The following is a 16,210-nucleotide window of genomic DNA, read 5'->3' as shown; positions in this document are numbered from 1 at the left end:
TGGTCCCGCGATAGGGCCGGTAGATACAGCGGGAATAAACGGGTGGGCTGGCTTGTTGTGTAGAGGTCCCCATTGATCACAGGCAAAACACCATGCACCCGACCTCATGCACCACCCCGCAACGCCGCCGCGCTTTCCTCGGCGTCTGCGCCCTGGCCGTGCCACTGCTCGCTGGCGCGGCGCCGGCCAGCTTCACCGTCGCGCCGGGCAAGGCCGAGATCCTCGCGGTGCAGGCCGTGGGGGTGCAGGTCTATGACTGCCGGGCCGATGAAACCGGGCAGTTGAAGTGGGCATTTCGCGAACCGCTGGCCACCCTCACCCTTGGCGGCAAGACCGTCGGCCATCACTTTGTCGGGCCGTCCTGGGAGATGGACGATGGCAGCCGGGTGAGTGCCAAGGTGGTCGCCCAGGCGCCGGGCGCGGGCGAGCAGGATATTGCGCTGTTGCAACTGGAGGTTGCCAGCCACCAGGGGCAGGGCGTGTTGAGTGGAGTGGACGAGGTGCAGCGGCTCGATACCCAGGGTGGCAAGTTTGCCGGAAGCTGCACACGGGAAGGCGCGCTGCACGTTGAACCGTACAGCGCGCGGTATGTGTTTCTGGGGCGGTGATGGAGTGTTCAGGGTTTGATGGATTTCAGTGCCGGCCTCATCGCGGGGCAAGCCCGCTCCTGCAAGGGCCAGTGGCGACCTGTGGGAGCGGGCTTGCCCGCGATAGGGCCGGCACTGACGTCGCGGTCAGAGAATCGACAGCGGGTAGTCGACGATCACCCGGAACTCGTTGACATCCCCTTCGGCCTGGTCGGCATTGCCCCGATGGATCGCCTCGCGAAGGCGCACCGACAGGTCCTTGGCGGGGCCGGACTGCACCACGTACTTGGCTTCGAGGTTGGTCTCATGATGCTTGCCATCCTCGCCATAGCCATAGCCCAGGTACTTGCTGTCCGCGGCCATCTTGCTGCCGTCGATGCCATGGCCGTTGACGTAGCGGGCCATGAAGCTCAAGCCCGGCACACCGAAGGTGTTCATGTCCAGGTCGTAGCGCACCTGCCATGATTTTTCCTCTGGCCCGTTGAAGTCCGAGTACTGGATGGAGTTGGCCAGGAAGATCCCGTCACCGGTGTCTCCCGGGCCGTTGATGCCGAAGGCGACGTAGTCGAACGGGGTGTCGCCGTGCACTTTCTGGTAGGCCAGGGTGATGGTATGCGCCGATAGGAAACTGTACGCGGTGGAGAACGACCAGGTGGTGTTGTTGATCGCACCGGCGTCGGCGCGACCGTCGTCATTGGTGCGGTAGAGGTTGAAGTCGAAGTTCAGCGACTGGTCGTCGGCCAGCGCCAGGATGTAGTTGGCGTTGCCGTAGTACTGGCGCCAGATGTCCTGCAGCTTGGAGCCGTACAGCGACACCGACAGGGCGTCGTTGACTGCGTATTTGCCGCCGATGTAGTCGATGCTGTCAGCCTGGATATTGGCGTAGGAGGCCCACAGGCCATGGTCGCCGTTGGTGGTGACCGGGCCGTTGCCGCCGGTGAAGTGGCCCGCCTCCAGGTCCAGCCCCTTGATCTCGCTGCTGAGCAGGTTGAAGCCGGTGGCGGTTTGCGGCAGCAGGCGCGTACCGCCGGCGGCGAACACCGGTGCGGTTGGTTGCAGGTCGCCCCAGCGCAGTTCGGTCTTGGAGATGCGCACCTTCAGCGCGCCCCCGGCACGGCCATAGTCGTCTTCGGGTGAGCCGTTGTCCCTGACGGGCAGGTTGCCGGTGCCGGAGGTGCCCTTGCCGCCGTCGAGCTTGACTGCCAGGTGGCCGAACGCTTCGACGCCGAAGCCCACGGTACCCTGGGTGAAGCCGGAGCTGTAGTTGAGGATGAAACCTTGGGTCCAGTCGCGGCGATCCGGGCCTTGCGACTTGCCATCACGGTTGAAGTAGTAGTTGCGCAGGCGTGCATTCAGCTCGCTGCCTTCGAAGAATCCCTTGGCTTCGGACTGGCTCGAAACGGCTTCGGCGAATGCGGCTTGCAACGGCGCGCACAGCAGTGCCGCGCTCAGCATGGAGAGTCGGAATGGCGACATGTCATACCCCTTGGTTGGAATTGTTGAGGCAGGTGTCTGGGTAAAGGAATGTAATTGTTGTAAGGGTGTAGCCGGTATTGATGCCGGGCTACTAGTAACAAATGCCGCGCCGCGCATGCCATTGTGTTTCGTTGATAATCGAAATCACGGTTTTTGATTGCAGTATCGAGTGACTATGGGGTTAAAGTCGGCCCCGATAAAGTATTCGTGCACTCAGGACATCCCCCGTGCTAGAGCACCTCCTGGGTGGGCTCCACTTTATCGCCCTTTGGTTGTTTGCCGCCTGGTTTCAGGCGGCTTTTTTATGCCTGGTATTTAATGACGGGTGGCGAAGAGCTATTTTTTTGCGCACTGATTTCAGCGCGCCTGGAAGGGTAGCGGGCAACTTTCCTGCAGCAGAAACAACAAGGCCGGTGACAAAGCATGTCACCGGCCTTGTTGTTTGCCGCGGGCGTTATATCAGCCGATCACACCACCGCTTCGCGGCGGCTGCTGGCAACCTGAGTGTGGCGCAGTGTCGGCAGCAGGAAGGCGATCGACAACAGGCAGGCACCGACCAGTAGCACGAAGCCGCCGTCCCAGCCGAAGTGGTCGACGGTGTAGCCCATCGCCGCACTGGCTGCGACCGAGCCGCCCAGGTAGCCGAACAGGCCAGTGAACCCGGCGGCGGTGCCGGCGGCTTTCTTCGGCGCCAGCTCCAGCGCCTGCAGGCCGATCAGCATCACCGGGCCGTAGATCAGGAAGCCGATGGAGAACAGCGCGATCATGTCGACGGTCGGGTTGCCCGGTGGGTTGAGCCAGTACACCAGGGTGGCGACGGTGACCAGGGCCATGAACACGATGCCGGTCAGGCCGCGATTGCCACGGAAGATCTTGTCCGACATCCAGCCGCACAGCAGGGTGCCGGGGATGCCTGCCCACTCGTAGAAGAAGTAGGCCCAGGAGGTCTTGTCGACGGTGAAGTGCTTGGCCTCCTTGAGGTAGGTCGGCGCCCAGTCGAGCACGCCGTAGCGCAGCAGGTAGACGAACACGTTGGCCAGGGCGATGTACCAGAGCATCTTGTTGCGCAGCACGTACTTGACGAAGATCTGCTTGGCGCTGAATTCCTGTTCGTGGCTGGCGTCGTAGCCTTCGGGGTAGTCGTTCTTGTACTCCTCGATCGGCGGCAGGCCCACCGATTGCGGGGTGTCGCGCATGGTGACGAAGGCGAACACGGCCACCAGCACCGCCACGGCGGCCGGTACATAGAAGGCGGCATGCCAGTCGTTGGTCCAACCCAGGCCGAGGATGAACAGCGGGCCAATCAGGCCGCCACCCACGTTATGTGCCACGTTCCACACCGACACCACGCCGCCGCGCTCCTTCTGCGACCACCAGTGCACCATGGTTCGTCCGCTCGGCGGCCAGCCCATGCCCTGGGCCCAGCCGTTGATGAACAGCAGGATGAACATGATGGTGACGCTGGAAGTCGCCCAGTGCGCGAATCCGAACACGAACATCACCGCTGCCGACACCAGCAGGCCGAAGGGCAGGAAGTAACGGGGGTTGGAGCGGTCGGACACCAGGCCCATGAGGAACTTGGACAGGCCGTAGGCAATGGCGATGGCCGAGATTGCCAGACCGAGCTGGCCGCGGGTGTAGCCTTCCTCGTCGATCAGGTAAGGCATGGCCAGGGAGAAGTTCTTGCGCAGCAGGTAATAGCCTGCATAACCGAAGAAGATGCCGGCGAAGATCTGCCAGCGCAGGCGGCGATAGGTACTGTCGACCTGTTCAGCGGGCAGCGGCGCCCGGTGCACGGCGGGGCGGAAGAAGGCAAACATCGGGGTACTCCAACGTTGTTGTTTTATCTGCGAAAGCGAATATTACATTTTCGTTACAGAAAAAAATATCGCTTTCACAGGCGGGAGTGTTGCTTTGCGAACGTTCCGTCAGATCGTGATCAGGGACGGGGTCTGGCTGTTGGGGGGGCGATGTCGCTGCGTTTGCTGGAGGCATCGGTGGTGGTACTGGACGGGTAGGCTTGGTGGTTTAGGCGCGGCAGGGGTGAGATGGCGCCAGATTTCAAGGCCATGGCAGGTGTGGTTCAAAACCTCAAGGCCAGCCATCCCCCTGTGGGGGCGGGCTGGCCTTGATTTAACGCATCACTGATTACGCGTCACCCGCCACACAGTATTGGCCAGGTCGTCGGCGATGATCAGCGCGCCTTTCGGATCCACTGTCACCCCCACCGGGCGGCCGCGTGTCTTGCCATCCTCACCCCGAAAACCGGTGGCGAAGTCGATTGGCTCACCCGCTGGCTTGCCGTTGCTGAACGGCACGAAGATCACCTTGTAGCCGACAGGGTTCGGTCGGTTCCAACTGCCGTGTTCACCCACGAACACACCGTTGGCGAACTTTTCGCCCATCGCCGGCAGGGAGAAATCCACGCCCAGTGCGGCGACGTGCGAACCCAGGCTGTAGTCCGGCTTGATCGCAGCGGCGACTTTCTCCGGGTTCTGCGGTTGCGCGCGGGTATCGACGTTCTGCCCCCAGTAGCTCCAGGGCCACCCGTAGAAGGCCCCTTCGCGCACCGAAGTCAGGTAGTCCGGCACCAGGTCCGGCCCCAGCTCGTCACGTTCGTTGACCACCGCCCACAGTTGCCCCGAATCAGGCTGGATGGTCAGCGCCGTGGGGTTGCGCAGGCCGGTCGCGTAGGGCTTGTGGGCGCCGGTCTGGGCGTCGATCTGCCAGACCATCGCGCGGTCGATCTCCACTTCCATGCCACGCTCGGTGATGTTGCTGTTCGAGCCGATGCCCACGTACAGGTAGCGCCCGTCCTCGCTGATGGTCAGCGCCTTGGTCCAGTGGTGGTTGATCGCCGAGGGCAGCTCGGTGAGCGTGGTCGGCGGGCCGTCGGCCTTGGTCTGGCCTTCGGTGTAGTCGAAGCGCACCAGTGCGTCCTGATTGGCCACGTACAACTTTCCATCGGCAAACGCCAGGCCGTAGGGGGCGTTGAGGTTGTCGGCGAACACCGTCTGTACTTCGTAGCGGCCGTCACCATCGGCATCGCGCAGCAGCGTGAGGCGATTGCCGCTTTTCACCTGGGTGTTGCCCTTGGCCTTGATCTGGCTGGCGATCACGTCCTTGGGCTTGAGCTTGGCGGCATTGCCGCCACGGCCTTCTGCCACGATGATGTCGCCGTTGGGCAGGATCAGCGTCTGGCGCGGGATCTTCAGGTCGGTGGCGATGGCCGTGATGCTGTAGCCGTCCGGCACCTTGGGTTTCTGCTCGCCCCACAGTGCCGGTTCGGCGATCTTCATGCTTGGCAGCAGGCCACGTTCGGGGGCCGGAAGTTTCGGGTCGGGCCCGCGGGCCTGGGTGGCCTCGCCTTCACCACCGCAGGCGGCCAGCAGCAGGCTCATGCTCAGGATCGACAGCGCAAGAGGTGTCTTCATGCTGCACCTCCCGAGCGCAGGTTGGTCAGGCCGACCCAGGTGGCGATGCAGGCCAGCACGCTGACGATCACCGACAGTACCAGCCCTGAGGGCATGACCGCCCAGGCATCCTTGGCGTGCTCGAAGGCGTTGACCAGCCCCAGCAGCCAGGTCACCACCAACAGCAGCACGTACAGCACCGGGCGACCGGCCTTGCGCTCGGCGCGCACCAGGTTGGCCAACGCGAACAGCACGGCCAGGCCGCAGAACAGCAGCCCTCCGGCGATGAGCCAGGCGGCGAAGTTGCTCCACTGGATCTGGAAGGTCTGGTAGTAGGCGATGTCGCTGATCAGTGCCCCGAGAAACAGCGGCACGGTGCCGGCCAGCAGGGTCGCATGCAGCGGCCCGGGCGTGCACCGGTAGGGGTCGTGGACGGTCGTGGTCATGGCGGCTCCTTGTCGTTGGCGATGAAAGCCAGCGATTTTTTACGCTGGCTGCGCCTAGGGAAGGATCGCGCGGGTGGTCGGTTGGTTCAGTGCAATTTCGCGTTCAAGTATTTTGTTCGCGTACCAGCTGCCCGTTTCGGTCCAGGTGATAACGCTGGAGATCGCGCGCCAAGATCAAGCAACCGTCGTAGTGGGCCTGGGCTTCTGCGTGAATGTCGTCGATGCACGGGCTGCGTCGTGGATCGCCCTGGTAGCGCGCGCTGAAGTGCGTGAGCACGAGATTCTTCACTCCGGCGGCCTGGGCGAAGCGCGCCACCGCCTCGGCGCTGCTGTGCCCGAAGCTGACACCGGTGCGTTCGATCAGTGGCTGGGTGAAGGTCGCTTCATGCACCAGTACATCCGCGCCCTTGGCAACCTCTGCCAACAGTTCGGGGCGATCGTTGTCGCCACAGACGATGATCCGTCGCGCAGGCCGAGAGGCGCGCAGGTAGTGCCGTGGATCGAGTGCGCGGCCCTCGTGAACCACGGCAATGCCCTTGGCCAGTTCGCCCCACAACGGGCCGCGCGGGATGCTGTCGGCCTCCAGGCGCGGGATGTCGAGGGGGGGCTCGGGGTTGATCTCGGTGAACACATAGCCACGGCTCGGCACCCGATGGGACAGCTCGACCGCATTGACCTGCAGGCTGGTGTTGCTCCAGGTGCCGAAGGTTTCAGCAGCGTGCAGGCGCAACTCGAAGGGCAGGTAGGTGTCGCTGACCGAAAGGCTCAGGCGCACCCAGTCGTGCAGGGCAGTTGGCAGGATCAGCTCGAGTGGCTCGCTGCGCCCGGACATGCCGGCGCTGGCTAGCAGGCCGGGCAGGCCGAAGCAGTGGTCGCCATGCACGTGGGTGATGAAGATCGCGCGCAGGTCGCGCACCGACAACGGCGTGTGCAGAAGCTGGTGCTGGGTGGCCTCGCCGCAATCGACCAGATACCAGCCGCTGCCGCTCGCGTCGATGATGGCCGTTGCGCTGACATTGCGCGCCTTGGTGGGCGCTCCGGCGCTGGTGCCCAGGAACAGCAGGTCCATATGAAATGCTTCCAGAGAGTGTCGGCCTATTCTAAGACGCGACACACCGGTGGGCACAACCCGGGTTGGGCGCTGTGTCAGGCAAAGCTGCCGGTCTGCACCGCGCCACTGCGCCGGTAATGGGCGAGCAGTACCCCGCGTGGCGTGCTCAGGGACTCGACCAGGCTCAGCGCTGCCGGTTGCGCGTTGTCTGCGAACAGCCGCTTGCCGTGCCCGAGCATCACCGGGTTGATCAACAGGCGCAGCTCGTCCACCAACCCGGCAGCCAACAGTTGCTGCACCAGTTCGGCGCTGCCTTGGGTGAGCAGCGCCGGGCCGTCCTGCTGCTTGAGCGCGCCGACGGCCTGGATCACATCAGCGCCCAGGGCGCGGCTGTTTTGCCAGTCGAGGGTGTCAGGGTGGTGGGTGGCGACGTGCTTGGGCACCTTGTTGAACAGCTCGGCCATGGGCGCGTTGTCCGAGTCGGCGTCTACCTTGGGCCAGTAGCCGGCAAAGATGTCGTAGGTACGCCGCCCCAGCAGCAGTTCGAAGGGCTGGCTGAACAGCGTCTGCATGGCCCGGCCAAAGGTCTCGTCGGCATAGGGCACGAGCCAGCCGCCAAAACCGAAGCCCTGGCTGGTGTCTTCCTGCGGGCCGCCAGGGGCCTGCATGACGCCGTCCAGGCTGACGAACGCGGCAACGATGAGTGTGCGCATGGGGATGTCCTCGCGAGGGGTGTTCGGGGCAGTGGAAGAATAGGTCACTGCGGTTCCTGAAGATTGGTCGAACGGGCAAGGCGTGAATCGACAGCCCATTCGTTACCAGCGGCGATCAGTCCCGCCTTTGGCATAAGCACGGCCTTGCAGGTGCGTTATAGTCCGGCGCGTGAACCCTTTCCCCACAGGAGTGCCGCCCGTGACCGAGTACACCGCGTTCAAGGTCGAACTGACCGACAACATCGCCCATGTACAGATCAATCGCCCGGAAAAAATCAACGCGATGAACGCGGCCTTCTGGGAGGAAATCGTCGAGATCTTCCAGTGGATCGACGACACCGAGGCGGTGCGGGCGGTGGTTGTCAGCGGCGCGGGCAAGCATTTTTGCTCGGGGATCGACCTGATGATGCTGGCCTCGCTGGCCGGCCAGATGGGCAAGGACGCCGGCCGCAATGCGCGCCTGCTGCGCCGCACCATCCTGCGCCTGCAAAGCTCGTTCACGGCCGTCGACAAGTGCCGCAAGCCGGTACTGGCGGCGATTCAGGGCTATTGCATCGGCGGGGCCATCGACCTGGTGTCGGCGTGCGACATGCGCTATTGCAGCGCTGATGCGCAGTTCTCGATCAAGGAAATCGACATGGGCATGGCCGCCGATGTCGGCACCCTGCAACGTTTGCCACGTATCATCGGCGACGGCATGATGCGTGAGCTGGCCTACACCGGGCGTATGATCGACGCCACCGAGGCATTGCGCATCGGCCTGGTCAACCGGGTCTATGACGACCAGGCTGCATTGCTCGACGGTGTCTTTGCCATCGCCCGGGAAATTGCAGGAAAATCGCCCATCGCCGTGGCCGGCACCAAGGAAATGATCAGCTACATGCGCGACCATCGTATCGACGATGGCCTGCAGTACATCGCCACCTGGAACGCCGCCATGCTGCAGTCAGAAGACCTGCGGGTCGCGGTGGCGGCCCACATGAACAAACAGAAACCGACGTTCGCCGACTGACTTCCCGACGGCGCACGCGCCTGAAGGGATCCGAACATGTCAGCACGCTGGACTACCGCAGTACTCGACCCGCAGACCGCTGGCGGCCTGGCCGTCGCCCGCAGCCCTGCGGGGTTCCTGGTGGATGACAACGGTGCGTTGTTTTCGCGGGACTGGCTCAAGCGCCAGGAGCTGGACGTGCTCTGCGAGCACGGTATCGGTCATTTCGACGGCGAACCGGTGTTCCTCCTGGAGCTGCGCACTGCCAGCGAACTGCCGGGCATGAGCTGGCGCGGCCTGCGCCAGTTCATGCTCGAAGGCGACTTCGACACCTACAAGCTGCTGGGTTACGCCGCACAGATCGGCACCTGGGCGCGCGAGCATCGTTTCTGCGGCAGCTGCGGCCAGCCGATGACGCAGATTCGCTGGGAGCGGGCGATGCATTGCCAGGCCTGCGACCTGCGCAGCTACCCGCGCATCTCGCCCAGCATGATCGTGCTGGTGACCCGTGGCGACGAAATCCTGCTGGCGCGCTCGCCGCGCTTCGTCACCGGGGTGTACAGCACCCTGGCCGGCTTTGCCGAACCGGGCGAGTCGGCGGAGGATTGCCTGGTGCGCGAAGTGCGCGAGGAAGTGGCGGTGCAGGTCAAGAATATCCAGTACGTGGGCAGCCAGTGCTGGCCGTTCCCACATTCGATGATGCTGGGCTTCCACGCCGAGTACGCTGGCGGCGAGATCGTCATGCAGCCTGACGAGATCGAGGATGCCCAGTGGTTCAGCGTGCACGACCTGCCGCCATTGCCCGCCGGGCGCTCCATCGCCCGCTACCTGATCGACCTGTACGTGGCGCGGCGTCTGGGGCTGGCAGAGCCGGTGCTGCCGACCTGATCAGGGCTGTTCTGCGTGCAACCACGACGGGGTTGTTATCGTGGTTAAACCAGTTGAGGTCTGGGCCGCTCAGGCCTGGCCGAACCAGTGCTGCCAGGCCAGGCGCACGGTCAGCGCCAGCACCACGGTGATGAACACCGGGCGAATGAACTTGCTACCGCCGCTGATCGCGGTGCGGGCGCCGAAGAATGCACCGATCATTACCGACACGCCCATGGCCAGGCCGACGATGTAGTCCACTTGCCCGGAAATCACGAACACCGTCAGCGCCGCGATGTTGCTGACGAAGTTCATGCTGCGCGCCACACCACTGGCACGTACCAGGTCGATGGGGTAGAGCAGCAGTGTGCTTACCGTCCAGAACGCACCCGTGCCGGGGCCTGCTACGCCATCGTAGAAACCTAGGCTGAAACCCTGGGGGAACTGCCATTTTTTCCTGATCGGTGCATCGGCATCCAGCGGCGCCTTGGGGGTGCCGCCGAACAGCAGGTACACGCCACAGGCGAAGACGATCACCGGCAGCATCTTGTTCAGCCATTCGGCGGGCATGTAGTGCGCGATCACCGCGCCGATCAGCGCGCCACTGAGGGTGCCGACGATCGCCAGGCGCCACTGCGCCGGGTGGAACAGCTTGCGCCGGTAGTAGGTGAACCCGGCGGTGGCCGAGCCGAAGGTCGAGCTGAGCTTGTTGGTGCCCAGCACCAGGTGCGGCGGCATGCCGGCGGTGAGCAGGGCGGGGGTGGTGAGCAGGCCGCCGCCACCGGCAATGGCATCGATGAAACCGGCGACGAAGGCCACTGCGGCGAGGATCAACAGGGTAAGCGGTTCTACGGTGAGTTCGAAGGGCATGGGACGGCTTTCAGGCTACAGGCGAGGGCGCGGCAAAAGGTCGCGCCAGAGGCTGCACATGGTAGCCCTCGGGGCGCGCCCTTGCCAGAGTCGCTAGCGTGGCTGGAGCTTGGGAATCCGTCGTGCCTAGCCCTGCGCAAACAATTCGCTGATCACCCTGCGCAACCACACACTGCGTGGCGCCTGCTGGAAGCGTGCGTGCCAGAACTGCTTGAGGTCGTAGCACGGGATCTCCACCGGCGGCTCGACGATCTGCACGTTCACGGTATCCAGGTACAGATTGGCCACGGTGCGTGGCAGCACCACCACCAGGTCGGATTGCTCGATGATCGAGGGCACGCTCATGTAGTGCGAGGTCTCGAGCACGATGTTGCGCTTGATCCCCGCTTCGTTCAGGTGCGCCTCGAACATTTCCTGGCGGCGGCTGCCGTCGCGCACCTGCAGGTGCTCCATGCGGGCGAAATCTTCGAGCGCCAGGCGCTCGCGGGCCAGTGGGTGGCCGCGGCGCAGCATGCAGGTGAGGTCGTGGGAGAACAGCCGTTGCTGATAGATGTTGGGGGCCGTGAGGTCGGGGAAGTAACCCAGCACGGCATCGACCTTGCCGTCATGCAGGCTGTCGGTGAGCGCATCGGGTGCCAGGCTGAGCGTGCGCAGGCGAATGCGTGGCGCGAGCTGGCGCAGCTTCTGGAACAACGACGGCAGGAACACCACCTCGCCGATCTCGCTCAGGCAGAACACGAACTCGTCTTCGGCGGTGGCAGGGTCGAAGGTCGGGCTGCTGAGGATGTCACGGTCGATGATTTCGATGACTTCGCGGGTGCGCTCGATGATGCCCTGGGCCCGTGGCGTGGCCTCCATGCCGGCACCGGAGCGGATGAACAGCGGATCCTGCAGCGAATGGCGCAGGCGGGCGAGGGCGGCGCTGGCGGCGGGCTGGCTGATGCCCAGCTGTTTCGCCGCAGCGGTGACGTTGCCGGTTTCGTAGACGGCCAGCAGGACGCGAAGCAGATTGAGGTCGGTGCGCATCTCTATAACCAAATCAAATAGTGCGAATAACGAGAATTAGCTTCTGCGATTAAGCGCCGGTTGCGAGGATGAGTCCAGACAAAAATAAAACCAAGGGACTCCACCCATGATCAACCTGCACGATATCCGCTACGTGCGTTTGGGTACCGCCAACCTGGACGATGCACGCCGCTACGCGACGCAGATCCTCGGTCTGCAGGTGGCCCGCGAGGCCAACGGTGCGGTGTATTTTCGCTCCGACAGCCGCGATCACACTCTGTGCTACTACGAGGGCGACCCGCGCGAAACCACCACAGCCTTCGAGGTCACCAGCAGCGACGAGCTGGAGCACGCCGCCGTGCTGCTCGAACGCAATGCCTTCAGCGTGGTGCATGGCTCGCGTGAAGACGCCGAGGTGCGCCACGTCAACGAGCTGATCCGTTTCAAGGACCCCAGCGGCAACAACATCGAGCTGGTGCTGCGCCCCCACGCCAGCGGCAGCCGCTACTTCCCCAGCCGTGACGCCGGCATCACCGGTTTCAGCCATATCGGCCTGCGCACCACCGACGCCCGCCGCGACGAGGATTTCTGGACCCGCCTGGCCAACGCACGGGTCAGCGATCGCATCGGCGAGGCGCCGCTGCTGCGTATCGACGAGGTGCACCACAAGATCGCGCTGTTCCCCTCCAGCCACGCCGGGGTGCAGCACATCAACCATCAGGTCGAGAGCATTGACGACGTGATGCGCGCCTACTATTTCCTGCGCGAGCGCAACATCAAGATCCTCTTCGGCCCGGGTCGGCATCCGACCTCGGGTGCGGTGTTCCTGTACTTCGAAGGGCCGGACGGCATGACCTACGAGTATTCCACCGGGGTCAGCCACATCCGCGCCGAAGACGACTCCAGCCACCAGCCACGGCAGTTCCCCGGCGTATCGTCGTCGTACTGCGCCTGGGGTTCGAAACCCGATATCCCGGAGTTCAAGGCATGAGCGGCCAGCCGATTGCCAGCCAGGCGCAGCAACGCCAGGTGCGCATGGCGGCCCGCGCGTTGGGCCGCGCCGGCCTGGCGCATGCCTACGGGCATTGCAGCCTGCGCCTGGACGCCGAGTACTTCCTGGTCTGTGCCGCGCGTCCGATGGGCCTGATCGGCGTGGGTGAGCCGGGCACCGTGGTGCCGGTCCATGGGCCGCTGCCAGACGGTGTGCTGGGCGAGGTGCGTATCCACCAGCAGCTGTACCGCCGCCGCGCCGACCTGGGCGCAGTGATCCGCAGCATGCCGGCGCAGGTGATGGCGCTGTCCTGCGCCGGTCTCACGCCAATGCCGCGGCACGGCATGGGCAGTTACTTCCAGCCGTCGATCCCGCTGTGGGACGACGTCCAGTTGCTGCGTGACGATGTCCAGGCCAGCGCGCTGGCTGAGCTGTTCGGCCAAGGCAAGGCCCTGGCCATGCGCGGCAACGGTGCCATCGTCGCCGGCGAATCGCTGGTCGAGGCGCTGACCCTGACCTGGTACCTGGAGGATGCCGCGCGCATCGAGCTGCAGCTGCAGGCCGCAGGCCTGGCCGAGCGCGGCCCGTTGCTCGATGCCCAGGCCTGCGCGCAACGCGCCACCCGTGGCGGGCGGATCTACGAGCGGATGTGGGAATACCTCACTGTCGGCGATCCGGAAGCCAGCGACACCGTATTCGAATAAAAAACAGAGGACTACCGATCATGCCTGCGCAAACGTTTCGTCATTTCATCAATGGCGAGTGGGTCAGCAGTGCCCGCACCTTCGAAAACCGCAACCCTGCCGACAACAGTGTCATCGGCCTCGTCCACGAAGCGGGGCAAGCCGAAGTCGATGCCGCCGTGGCCGCTGCCCGTGCCGCCCTCAAAGGCCCTTGGGGGACGATGACGGTTGCCCAGCGTACTGCGCTACTGCACAAGGTCGCCGAGGGCATCGAGCGTCGCCACGCCGAGTTCGTCGCGGCCGAAGTGGCCGACACCGGCAAGCCTGCACACCTGGCCGGGCACCTCGACATTCCGCGAGGCGCCGCCAACTTCAAGGTGTTCGCCGACCTGATCCGCAACGTACCAACCGAAAGCTTCGTGATGGACACCCCGGACGGCGGCAAGGCGGTCAACTACGCCGTGCGAGCACCGCGCGGCGTGATCGGCGTGGTCTGTCCGTGGAACCTGCCGCTGCTGCTGATGACCTGGAAGGTCGGCCCGGCCCTGGCCTGCGGCAACACCGTGGTGGTCAAGCCGTCCGAGGAAACCCCGGCCACTGCCACGCTGCTCGGCGAGGTGATGAACGAGGCCGGCGTGCCGCCGGGCGTGTACAACGTGGTGCATGGCTTTGGCGCCGATTCGGCGGGGGCCTTCCTGACCTCGCACCCGGATGTCGATGGCGTGACCTTTACCGGCGAGACCGGGACTGGCGAGGTCATCATGAAGGCTGCGGCCAAGGGCATTCGTCCGGTGTCGCTGGAGCTGGGCGGCAAGAATGCCGGTATCGTCTTTGCCGACGCCGACCTTGAGAAAGCGGTCAAGGGGCTGGGGCGCGCAGTGTTCGAGAACAGTGGGCAGGTGTGCCTGGGGACTGAACGCATCTACGTGCAGCGGCCATTGTTCGAGCGCTTCGTCGAGGCTTTCAAGGCGCACGCCGCGAGCATCGTGGTGGGCGATCCGAACGCCCATGGCACCACCATGGGCCCGCTGATCTCGCTCGGGCACCGCGAGAAGGTGCTGTCCTACGCCCGCCAGGCTGTCGACGATGGCGCCACCGTGGTGTGCGGCGGCGGCATTCCCCAGGTGCCGGCGCACCTGGCCGAAGGCGCCTGGTTCGAGCCGACCATCTGGACCGGCCTGCCGGAAACCTCGGCGGTGATCCGCGAAGAGATCTTCGGCCCCTGCTGCCACATCGCGCCGTTCGACACCGAGGAAGAGGCCGTGGCCCTGGCCAACGATACCCCTTACGGGCTGGCCGCCAGTGTCTGGACCCGCGACCTGCAGGTCGCCCACCGCTTGGGCAGCGCGCTGGATGTCGGCATCTGCTGGATCAACGCGTGGTTCCTGCGCGATCTGCGTACCGCCTTCGGCGGCGCCAAGCAGTCGGGCATCGGCCGTGAGGGAGGCGTGCACTCGCTGGAGTTCTACACCGAATTGCGAAACGTCTGCGTCCGCCTGTGAGGAGCACATCATGAACCTGAACGACATCCAGCGCGCTGGCCAGCAACTGCACCAGGCCCTGGCGTGTGGCCAGGCCCTGGCGCCGCTGACCGAAACTCACCCCGATATCACCCTGGAGCAGGCCTACCAGGTGCAGCTGGCGATGATCCAGCCGCGCCTGGACGCGGGCGAGCGGGTGCTGGGCAAGAAGATCGGCGTCACCAGCCAGGTGGTGATGAACATGCTCGGCGTCGACCAGCCTGACTTCGGCCACCTGCTCAGCGACATGCTCCACGCCGATGGCGCGGCCATCGCTATCGACGGCCTCATCGCGCCCAAAGCCGAAGGTGAGATTGCCTTCGTGCTCAAGGAGTCTCTGCAGGGCCCGGGCGTCACTGTCGCCGATGTGCTGCGCGCCACCGCCTATGTGATGCCGTGCTTCGAGATCGTCGACTCGCGCATTCGCGACTGGAAGATCCGCATCCAGGACACCGTCGCCGACAACGCCTCGGCCGCTGCCTTCGTGCTGGGGGACCGCGGTGTCGATCCGCGTGACGTGGACCTGGCCTGTGTCGGCATGACCCTGGAAAAGAACGGCGAGATCGTCGCCACCGGCGCCGGTGCCGCCGCGCTTGGCCATCCGGCCAACGCCGTGGCCTGGTTGGCCAACACCCTCGGCCGCCTCGGCATCGCGCTGAACAAGGGCGAGGTGATTCTCTCCGGTTCGCTGGCGGCCATGGTGCCGGTGCAGGCCGGCGACCAACTGCGTATCAGCCTCGGCGGCATCGGCTCGGCCGCTGTTCGCTTCGTTTGAAGGAAAACCCCTATGAACCTGTCCCAAGCCACCATCGCCCAACTGGCCGAACACCTGGAAAACGCCGAACTCAAGCGTGAGGCGGTGGCCAAGATCACCGACGCCCACCCCGACATGGACTGGGACGACGCCTATGCCATCCAGGACGCCATCCGCGCCCGCAAGCAGGCCCGTGGCGTGCGTATCGCCGGCCTGAAGATGGGCCTGACCTCGTTCGCCAAGATGAAGCAGATGGGCGTCACCGATCCGATCCACGGCTTTCTCACCGACTACGGCTCGAGCCTCGACGGCGCGGCTATCGATGTCGACAGCCTGATCCACCCCAAGGTCGAGGCCGAGATCGCCTTCGTCCTCAAGCACCCGCTCAAGGGGCCGGGTGTACATGTTGGCGACGTGCTGGCGGCCACCGACTTCATTGTGCCGGCGGTCGAAGTGATCGATTCGCGCTACGAGAACTTCCGTTTCGACCTCAAGAGCGTGATTGCCGACAACACCTCTTCGGCACGTTTCGTCACGGGCGGGCGCATGTCCGGGGTCGAGGGCATCGACCTCAAGTGCCTGGGCGTGGTGCTGGAAAAGAACGGCGAGGTGGTCGCCACCGGAGCCGGTGCCGCGGTGCTCGGGCACCCGGCGCAGAGCGTGGCGATGCTCGCCAACATGCTCGGCGCCAAGGGCCGCGAGCTGCCGGCGGGCACCTTCATCATGACCGGCGGCATCACCGAGGCCATTGCAGTGCAGGCGGGCGACAACGTCACCGTGCGCTACCAACACCTGGGCAGCGTGTCGATGCGCTTCATCTCATCCGGCCAACGCTGACAGGAG

At 64.7% G+C, this 16,210-nt stretch carries 16 protein-coding genes; 8 read left to right on the top strand and 8 right to left on the bottom strand.

Annotated features, from left to right (window positions below; all coding sequences use genetic code 11):
- Window positions 1-92: 92 nt before the first annotated feature.
- On the top strand, window positions 93-608 hold the full coding sequence (locus tag F6X62_RS23760; protein ID WP_153774882.1) for a DUF3455 domain-containing protein: 516 nt from the start codon (window positions 93-95) through the stop codon (window positions 606-608).
- Between the two features lie 126 nt (window positions 609-734).
- Here the strand turns inward: F6X62_RS23760 and F6X62_RS23755 are convergent, their stop codons facing one another.
- The 6 genes from F6X62_RS23755 to F6X62_RS23730 all read right to left on the bottom strand — a co-directional run bounded on the left by F6X62_RS23755 (window position 735) and on the right by F6X62_RS23730 (window position 7,686).
- On the bottom strand, window positions 735-2,063 hold the full coding sequence (locus tag F6X62_RS23755; RefSeq protein ID WP_065861819.1) for an OprD family porin: 1,329 nt from the start codon (window positions 2,061-2,063) through the stop codon (window positions 735-737).
- Window positions 2,064-2,530: 467 nt separating this feature from the next.
- Entirely contained in the window at window positions 2,531-3,883 is a 1,353-nt protein-coding gene (glpT, locus tag F6X62_RS23750) for a glycerol-3-phosphate transporter (protein WP_063545483.1), read from the bottom strand.
- A 321-nt stretch (window positions 3,884-4,204) separates the two neighbouring features.
- A complete protein-coding gene (locus tag F6X62_RS23745; protein ID WP_153774881.1) occupies window positions 4,205-5,497 on the bottom strand; it encodes a sorbosone dehydrogenase family protein in 1,293 nt (430 codons plus the stop codon).
- The gene (locus F6X62_RS23740) at window positions 5,494-5,922 is read right to left on the bottom strand and encodes a DUF2231 domain-containing protein (RefSeq protein WP_065861821.1); all 429 of its coding nucleotides are present in this window, start codon (window positions 5,920-5,922) and stop codon (window positions 5,494-5,496) included. Before F6X62_RS23740 ends, F6X62_RS23745 begins: the two co-directional genes overlap by 4 nt.
- Window positions 5,923-6,025: 103 nt before the next feature.
- Window positions 6,026-6,991 carry a ribonuclease Z gene (locus tag F6X62_RS23735; RefSeq protein ID WP_153774880.1) on the bottom strand — a complete coding sequence of 322 codons (966 nt, stop codon included), beginning with the start codon at window positions 6,989-6,991 and terminating at the stop codon, window positions 6,026-6,028.
- 77 nt (window positions 6,992-7,068) lie between these two features.
- The gene (locus F6X62_RS23730) at window positions 7,069-7,686 is read right to left on the bottom strand and encodes a dihydrofolate reductase family protein (protein WP_153774879.1); all 618 of its coding nucleotides are present in this window, start codon (window positions 7,684-7,686) and stop codon (window positions 7,069-7,071) included.
- Window positions 7,687-7,885: 199 nt separating this feature from the next.
- On the opposite strand from F6X62_RS23730, the gene F6X62_RS23725 reads away from it, so the two are divergent.
- Both F6X62_RS23725 and nudC read left to right on the top strand, forming a co-directional pair.
- Window positions 7,886-8,698 (top strand): crotonase/enoyl-CoA hydratase family protein, encoded by an 813-nt coding sequence (locus F6X62_RS23725; RefSeq protein ID WP_153774878.1) that lies wholly within the window; start codon window positions 7,886-7,888, stop codon window positions 8,696-8,698.
- A 36-nt stretch (window positions 8,699-8,734) separates the two neighbouring features.
- Window positions 8,735-9,565 carry an NAD(+) diphosphatase gene (gene nudC / locus F6X62_RS23720; protein WP_153774877.1) on the top strand — a complete coding sequence of 277 codons (831 nt, stop codon included), beginning with the start codon at window positions 8,735-8,737 and terminating at the stop codon, window positions 9,563-9,565.
- Between the two features lie 69 nt (window positions 9,566-9,634).
- Here nudC and F6X62_RS23715 read toward each other — a convergent pair whose 3' ends face one another.
- Both F6X62_RS23715 and F6X62_RS23710 read right to left on the bottom strand, forming a co-directional pair.
- Window positions 9,635-10,414 (bottom strand): TSUP family transporter, encoded by a 780-nt coding sequence (locus tag F6X62_RS23715; protein ID WP_112898686.1) that lies wholly within the window; start codon window positions 10,412-10,414, stop codon window positions 9,635-9,637.
- 126 nt (window positions 10,415-10,540) lie between these two features.
- Window positions 10,541-11,440: a LysR family transcriptional regulator gene (locus F6X62_RS23710; RefSeq protein WP_153774876.1), complete on the bottom strand. Its 900-nt coding sequence runs from the start codon at window positions 11,438-11,440 to the stop codon at window positions 10,541-10,543.
- A 106-nt stretch (window positions 11,441-11,546) separates the two neighbouring features.
- Between F6X62_RS23710 and F6X62_RS23705 the strand changes: the two genes are divergently transcribed.
- The 5 genes from F6X62_RS23705 to dmpH are packed head-to-tail and all read left to right on the top strand — an operon-like array spanning window position 11,547 to window position 16,204.
- A complete protein-coding gene (locus F6X62_RS23705; protein ID WP_063545474.1) occupies window positions 11,547-12,410 on the top strand; it encodes a VOC family protein in 864 nt (287 codons plus the stop codon).
- Complete coding sequence (locus tag F6X62_RS23700) at window positions 12,407-13,114, top strand: class II aldolase/adducin family protein (protein WP_178117589.1); 708 nt, start codon at window positions 12,407-12,409, stop codon at window positions 13,112-13,114. The genes F6X62_RS23705 and F6X62_RS23700 overlap by 4 nt, the downstream gene beginning before the upstream one ends.
- Before the next feature lie 20 nt (window positions 13,115-13,134).
- A complete protein-coding gene (locus F6X62_RS23695) occupies window positions 13,135-14,595 on the top strand; it encodes a 2-hydroxymuconic semialdehyde dehydrogenase (protein WP_153774875.1) in 1,461 nt (486 codons plus the stop codon).
- 10 nt (window positions 14,596-14,605) lie between these two features.
- Entirely contained in the window at window positions 14,606-15,388 is a 783-nt protein-coding gene (gene dmpE, locus F6X62_RS23690; RefSeq protein ID WP_065861828.1) for a 2-oxopent-4-enoate hydratase, read from the top strand.
- Window positions 15,389-15,400: 12 nt separating this feature from the next.
- On the top strand, window positions 15,401-16,204 hold the full coding sequence (dmpH, locus tag F6X62_RS23685) for a 2-oxo-3-hexenedioate decarboxylase (protein ID WP_054892125.1): 804 nt from the start codon (window positions 15,401-15,403) through the stop codon (window positions 16,202-16,204).
- Window positions 16,205-16,210: the final 6 nt, after the last annotated feature.

The organism is Pseudomonas sp. MNR3A (assembly GCF_009650575.1).
In the GTDB taxonomy this organism is placed as follows: domain Bacteria; phylum Pseudomonadota; class Gammaproteobacteria; order Pseudomonadales; family Pseudomonadaceae; genus Aquipseudomonas; species Aquipseudomonas machongensis.
The sequence above is the reverse complement of the archived record's forward strand: the minus strand, read 5'-3'. Positions and strand labels throughout refer to the sequence as shown.

What these genes read in the sequence shown, in the direction of transcription:
- F6X62_RS23760 (WP_153774882.1), top strand. Translation starts at nt 93, where the DNA reads ATGCACCCGACCTCATGCACCACCCCGCAACGCCGCCGCGCTTTCCTC.
- F6X62_RS23755 (WP_065861819.1), bottom strand. Translation starts at nt 2,063, where the DNA reads ATGTCGCCATTCCGACTCTCCATGCTGAGCGCGGCACTGCTGTGCGCG.
- glpT (WP_063545483.1), bottom strand. Translation starts at nt 3,883, where the DNA reads ATGTTTGCCTTCTTCCGCCCCGCCGTGCACCGGGCGCCGCTGCCCGCT.
- F6X62_RS23745 (WP_153774881.1), bottom strand. Translation starts at nt 5,497, where the DNA reads ATGAAGACACCTCTTGCGCTGTCGATCCTGAGCATGAGCCTGCTGCTG.
- F6X62_RS23740 (WP_065861821.1), bottom strand. Translation starts at nt 5,922, where the DNA reads ATGACCACGACCGTCCACGACCCCTACCGGTGCACGCCCGGGCCGCTG.
- F6X62_RS23735 (WP_153774880.1), bottom strand. Translation starts at nt 6,991, where the DNA reads ATGGACCTGCTGTTCCTGGGCACCAGCGCCGGAGCGCCCACCAAGGCG.
- F6X62_RS23730 (WP_153774879.1), bottom strand. Translation starts at nt 7,686, where the DNA reads ATGCGCACACTCATCGTTGCCGCGTTCGTCAGCCTGGACGGCGTCATG.
- nudC (WP_153774877.1), top strand. Translation starts at nt 8,735, where the DNA reads ATGTCAGCACGCTGGACTACCGCAGTACTCGACCCGCAGACCGCTGGC.
- F6X62_RS23715 (WP_112898686.1), bottom strand. Translation starts at nt 10,414, where the DNA reads ATGCCCTTCGAACTCACCGTAGAACCGCTTACCCTGTTGATCCTCGCC.
- F6X62_RS23710 (WP_153774876.1), bottom strand. Translation starts at nt 11,440, where the DNA reads ATGCGCACCGACCTCAATCTGCTTCGCGTCCTGCTGGCCGTCTACGAA.
- F6X62_RS23705 (WP_063545474.1), top strand. Translation starts at nt 11,547, where the DNA reads ATGATCAACCTGCACGATATCCGCTACGTGCGTTTGGGTACCGCCAAC.
- F6X62_RS23700 (WP_178117589.1), top strand. Translation starts at nt 12,407, where the DNA reads ATGAGCGGCCAGCCGATTGCCAGCCAGGCGCAGCAACGCCAGGTGCGC.
- F6X62_RS23695 (WP_153774875.1), top strand. Translation starts at nt 13,135, where the DNA reads ATGCCTGCGCAAACGTTTCGTCATTTCATCAATGGCGAGTGGGTCAGC.
- dmpE (WP_065861828.1), top strand. Translation starts at nt 14,606, where the DNA reads ATGAACCTGAACGACATCCAGCGCGCTGGCCAGCAACTGCACCAGGCC.
- dmpH (WP_054892125.1), top strand. Translation starts at nt 15,401, where the DNA reads ATGAACCTGTCCCAAGCCACCATCGCCCAACTGGCCGAACACCTGGAA.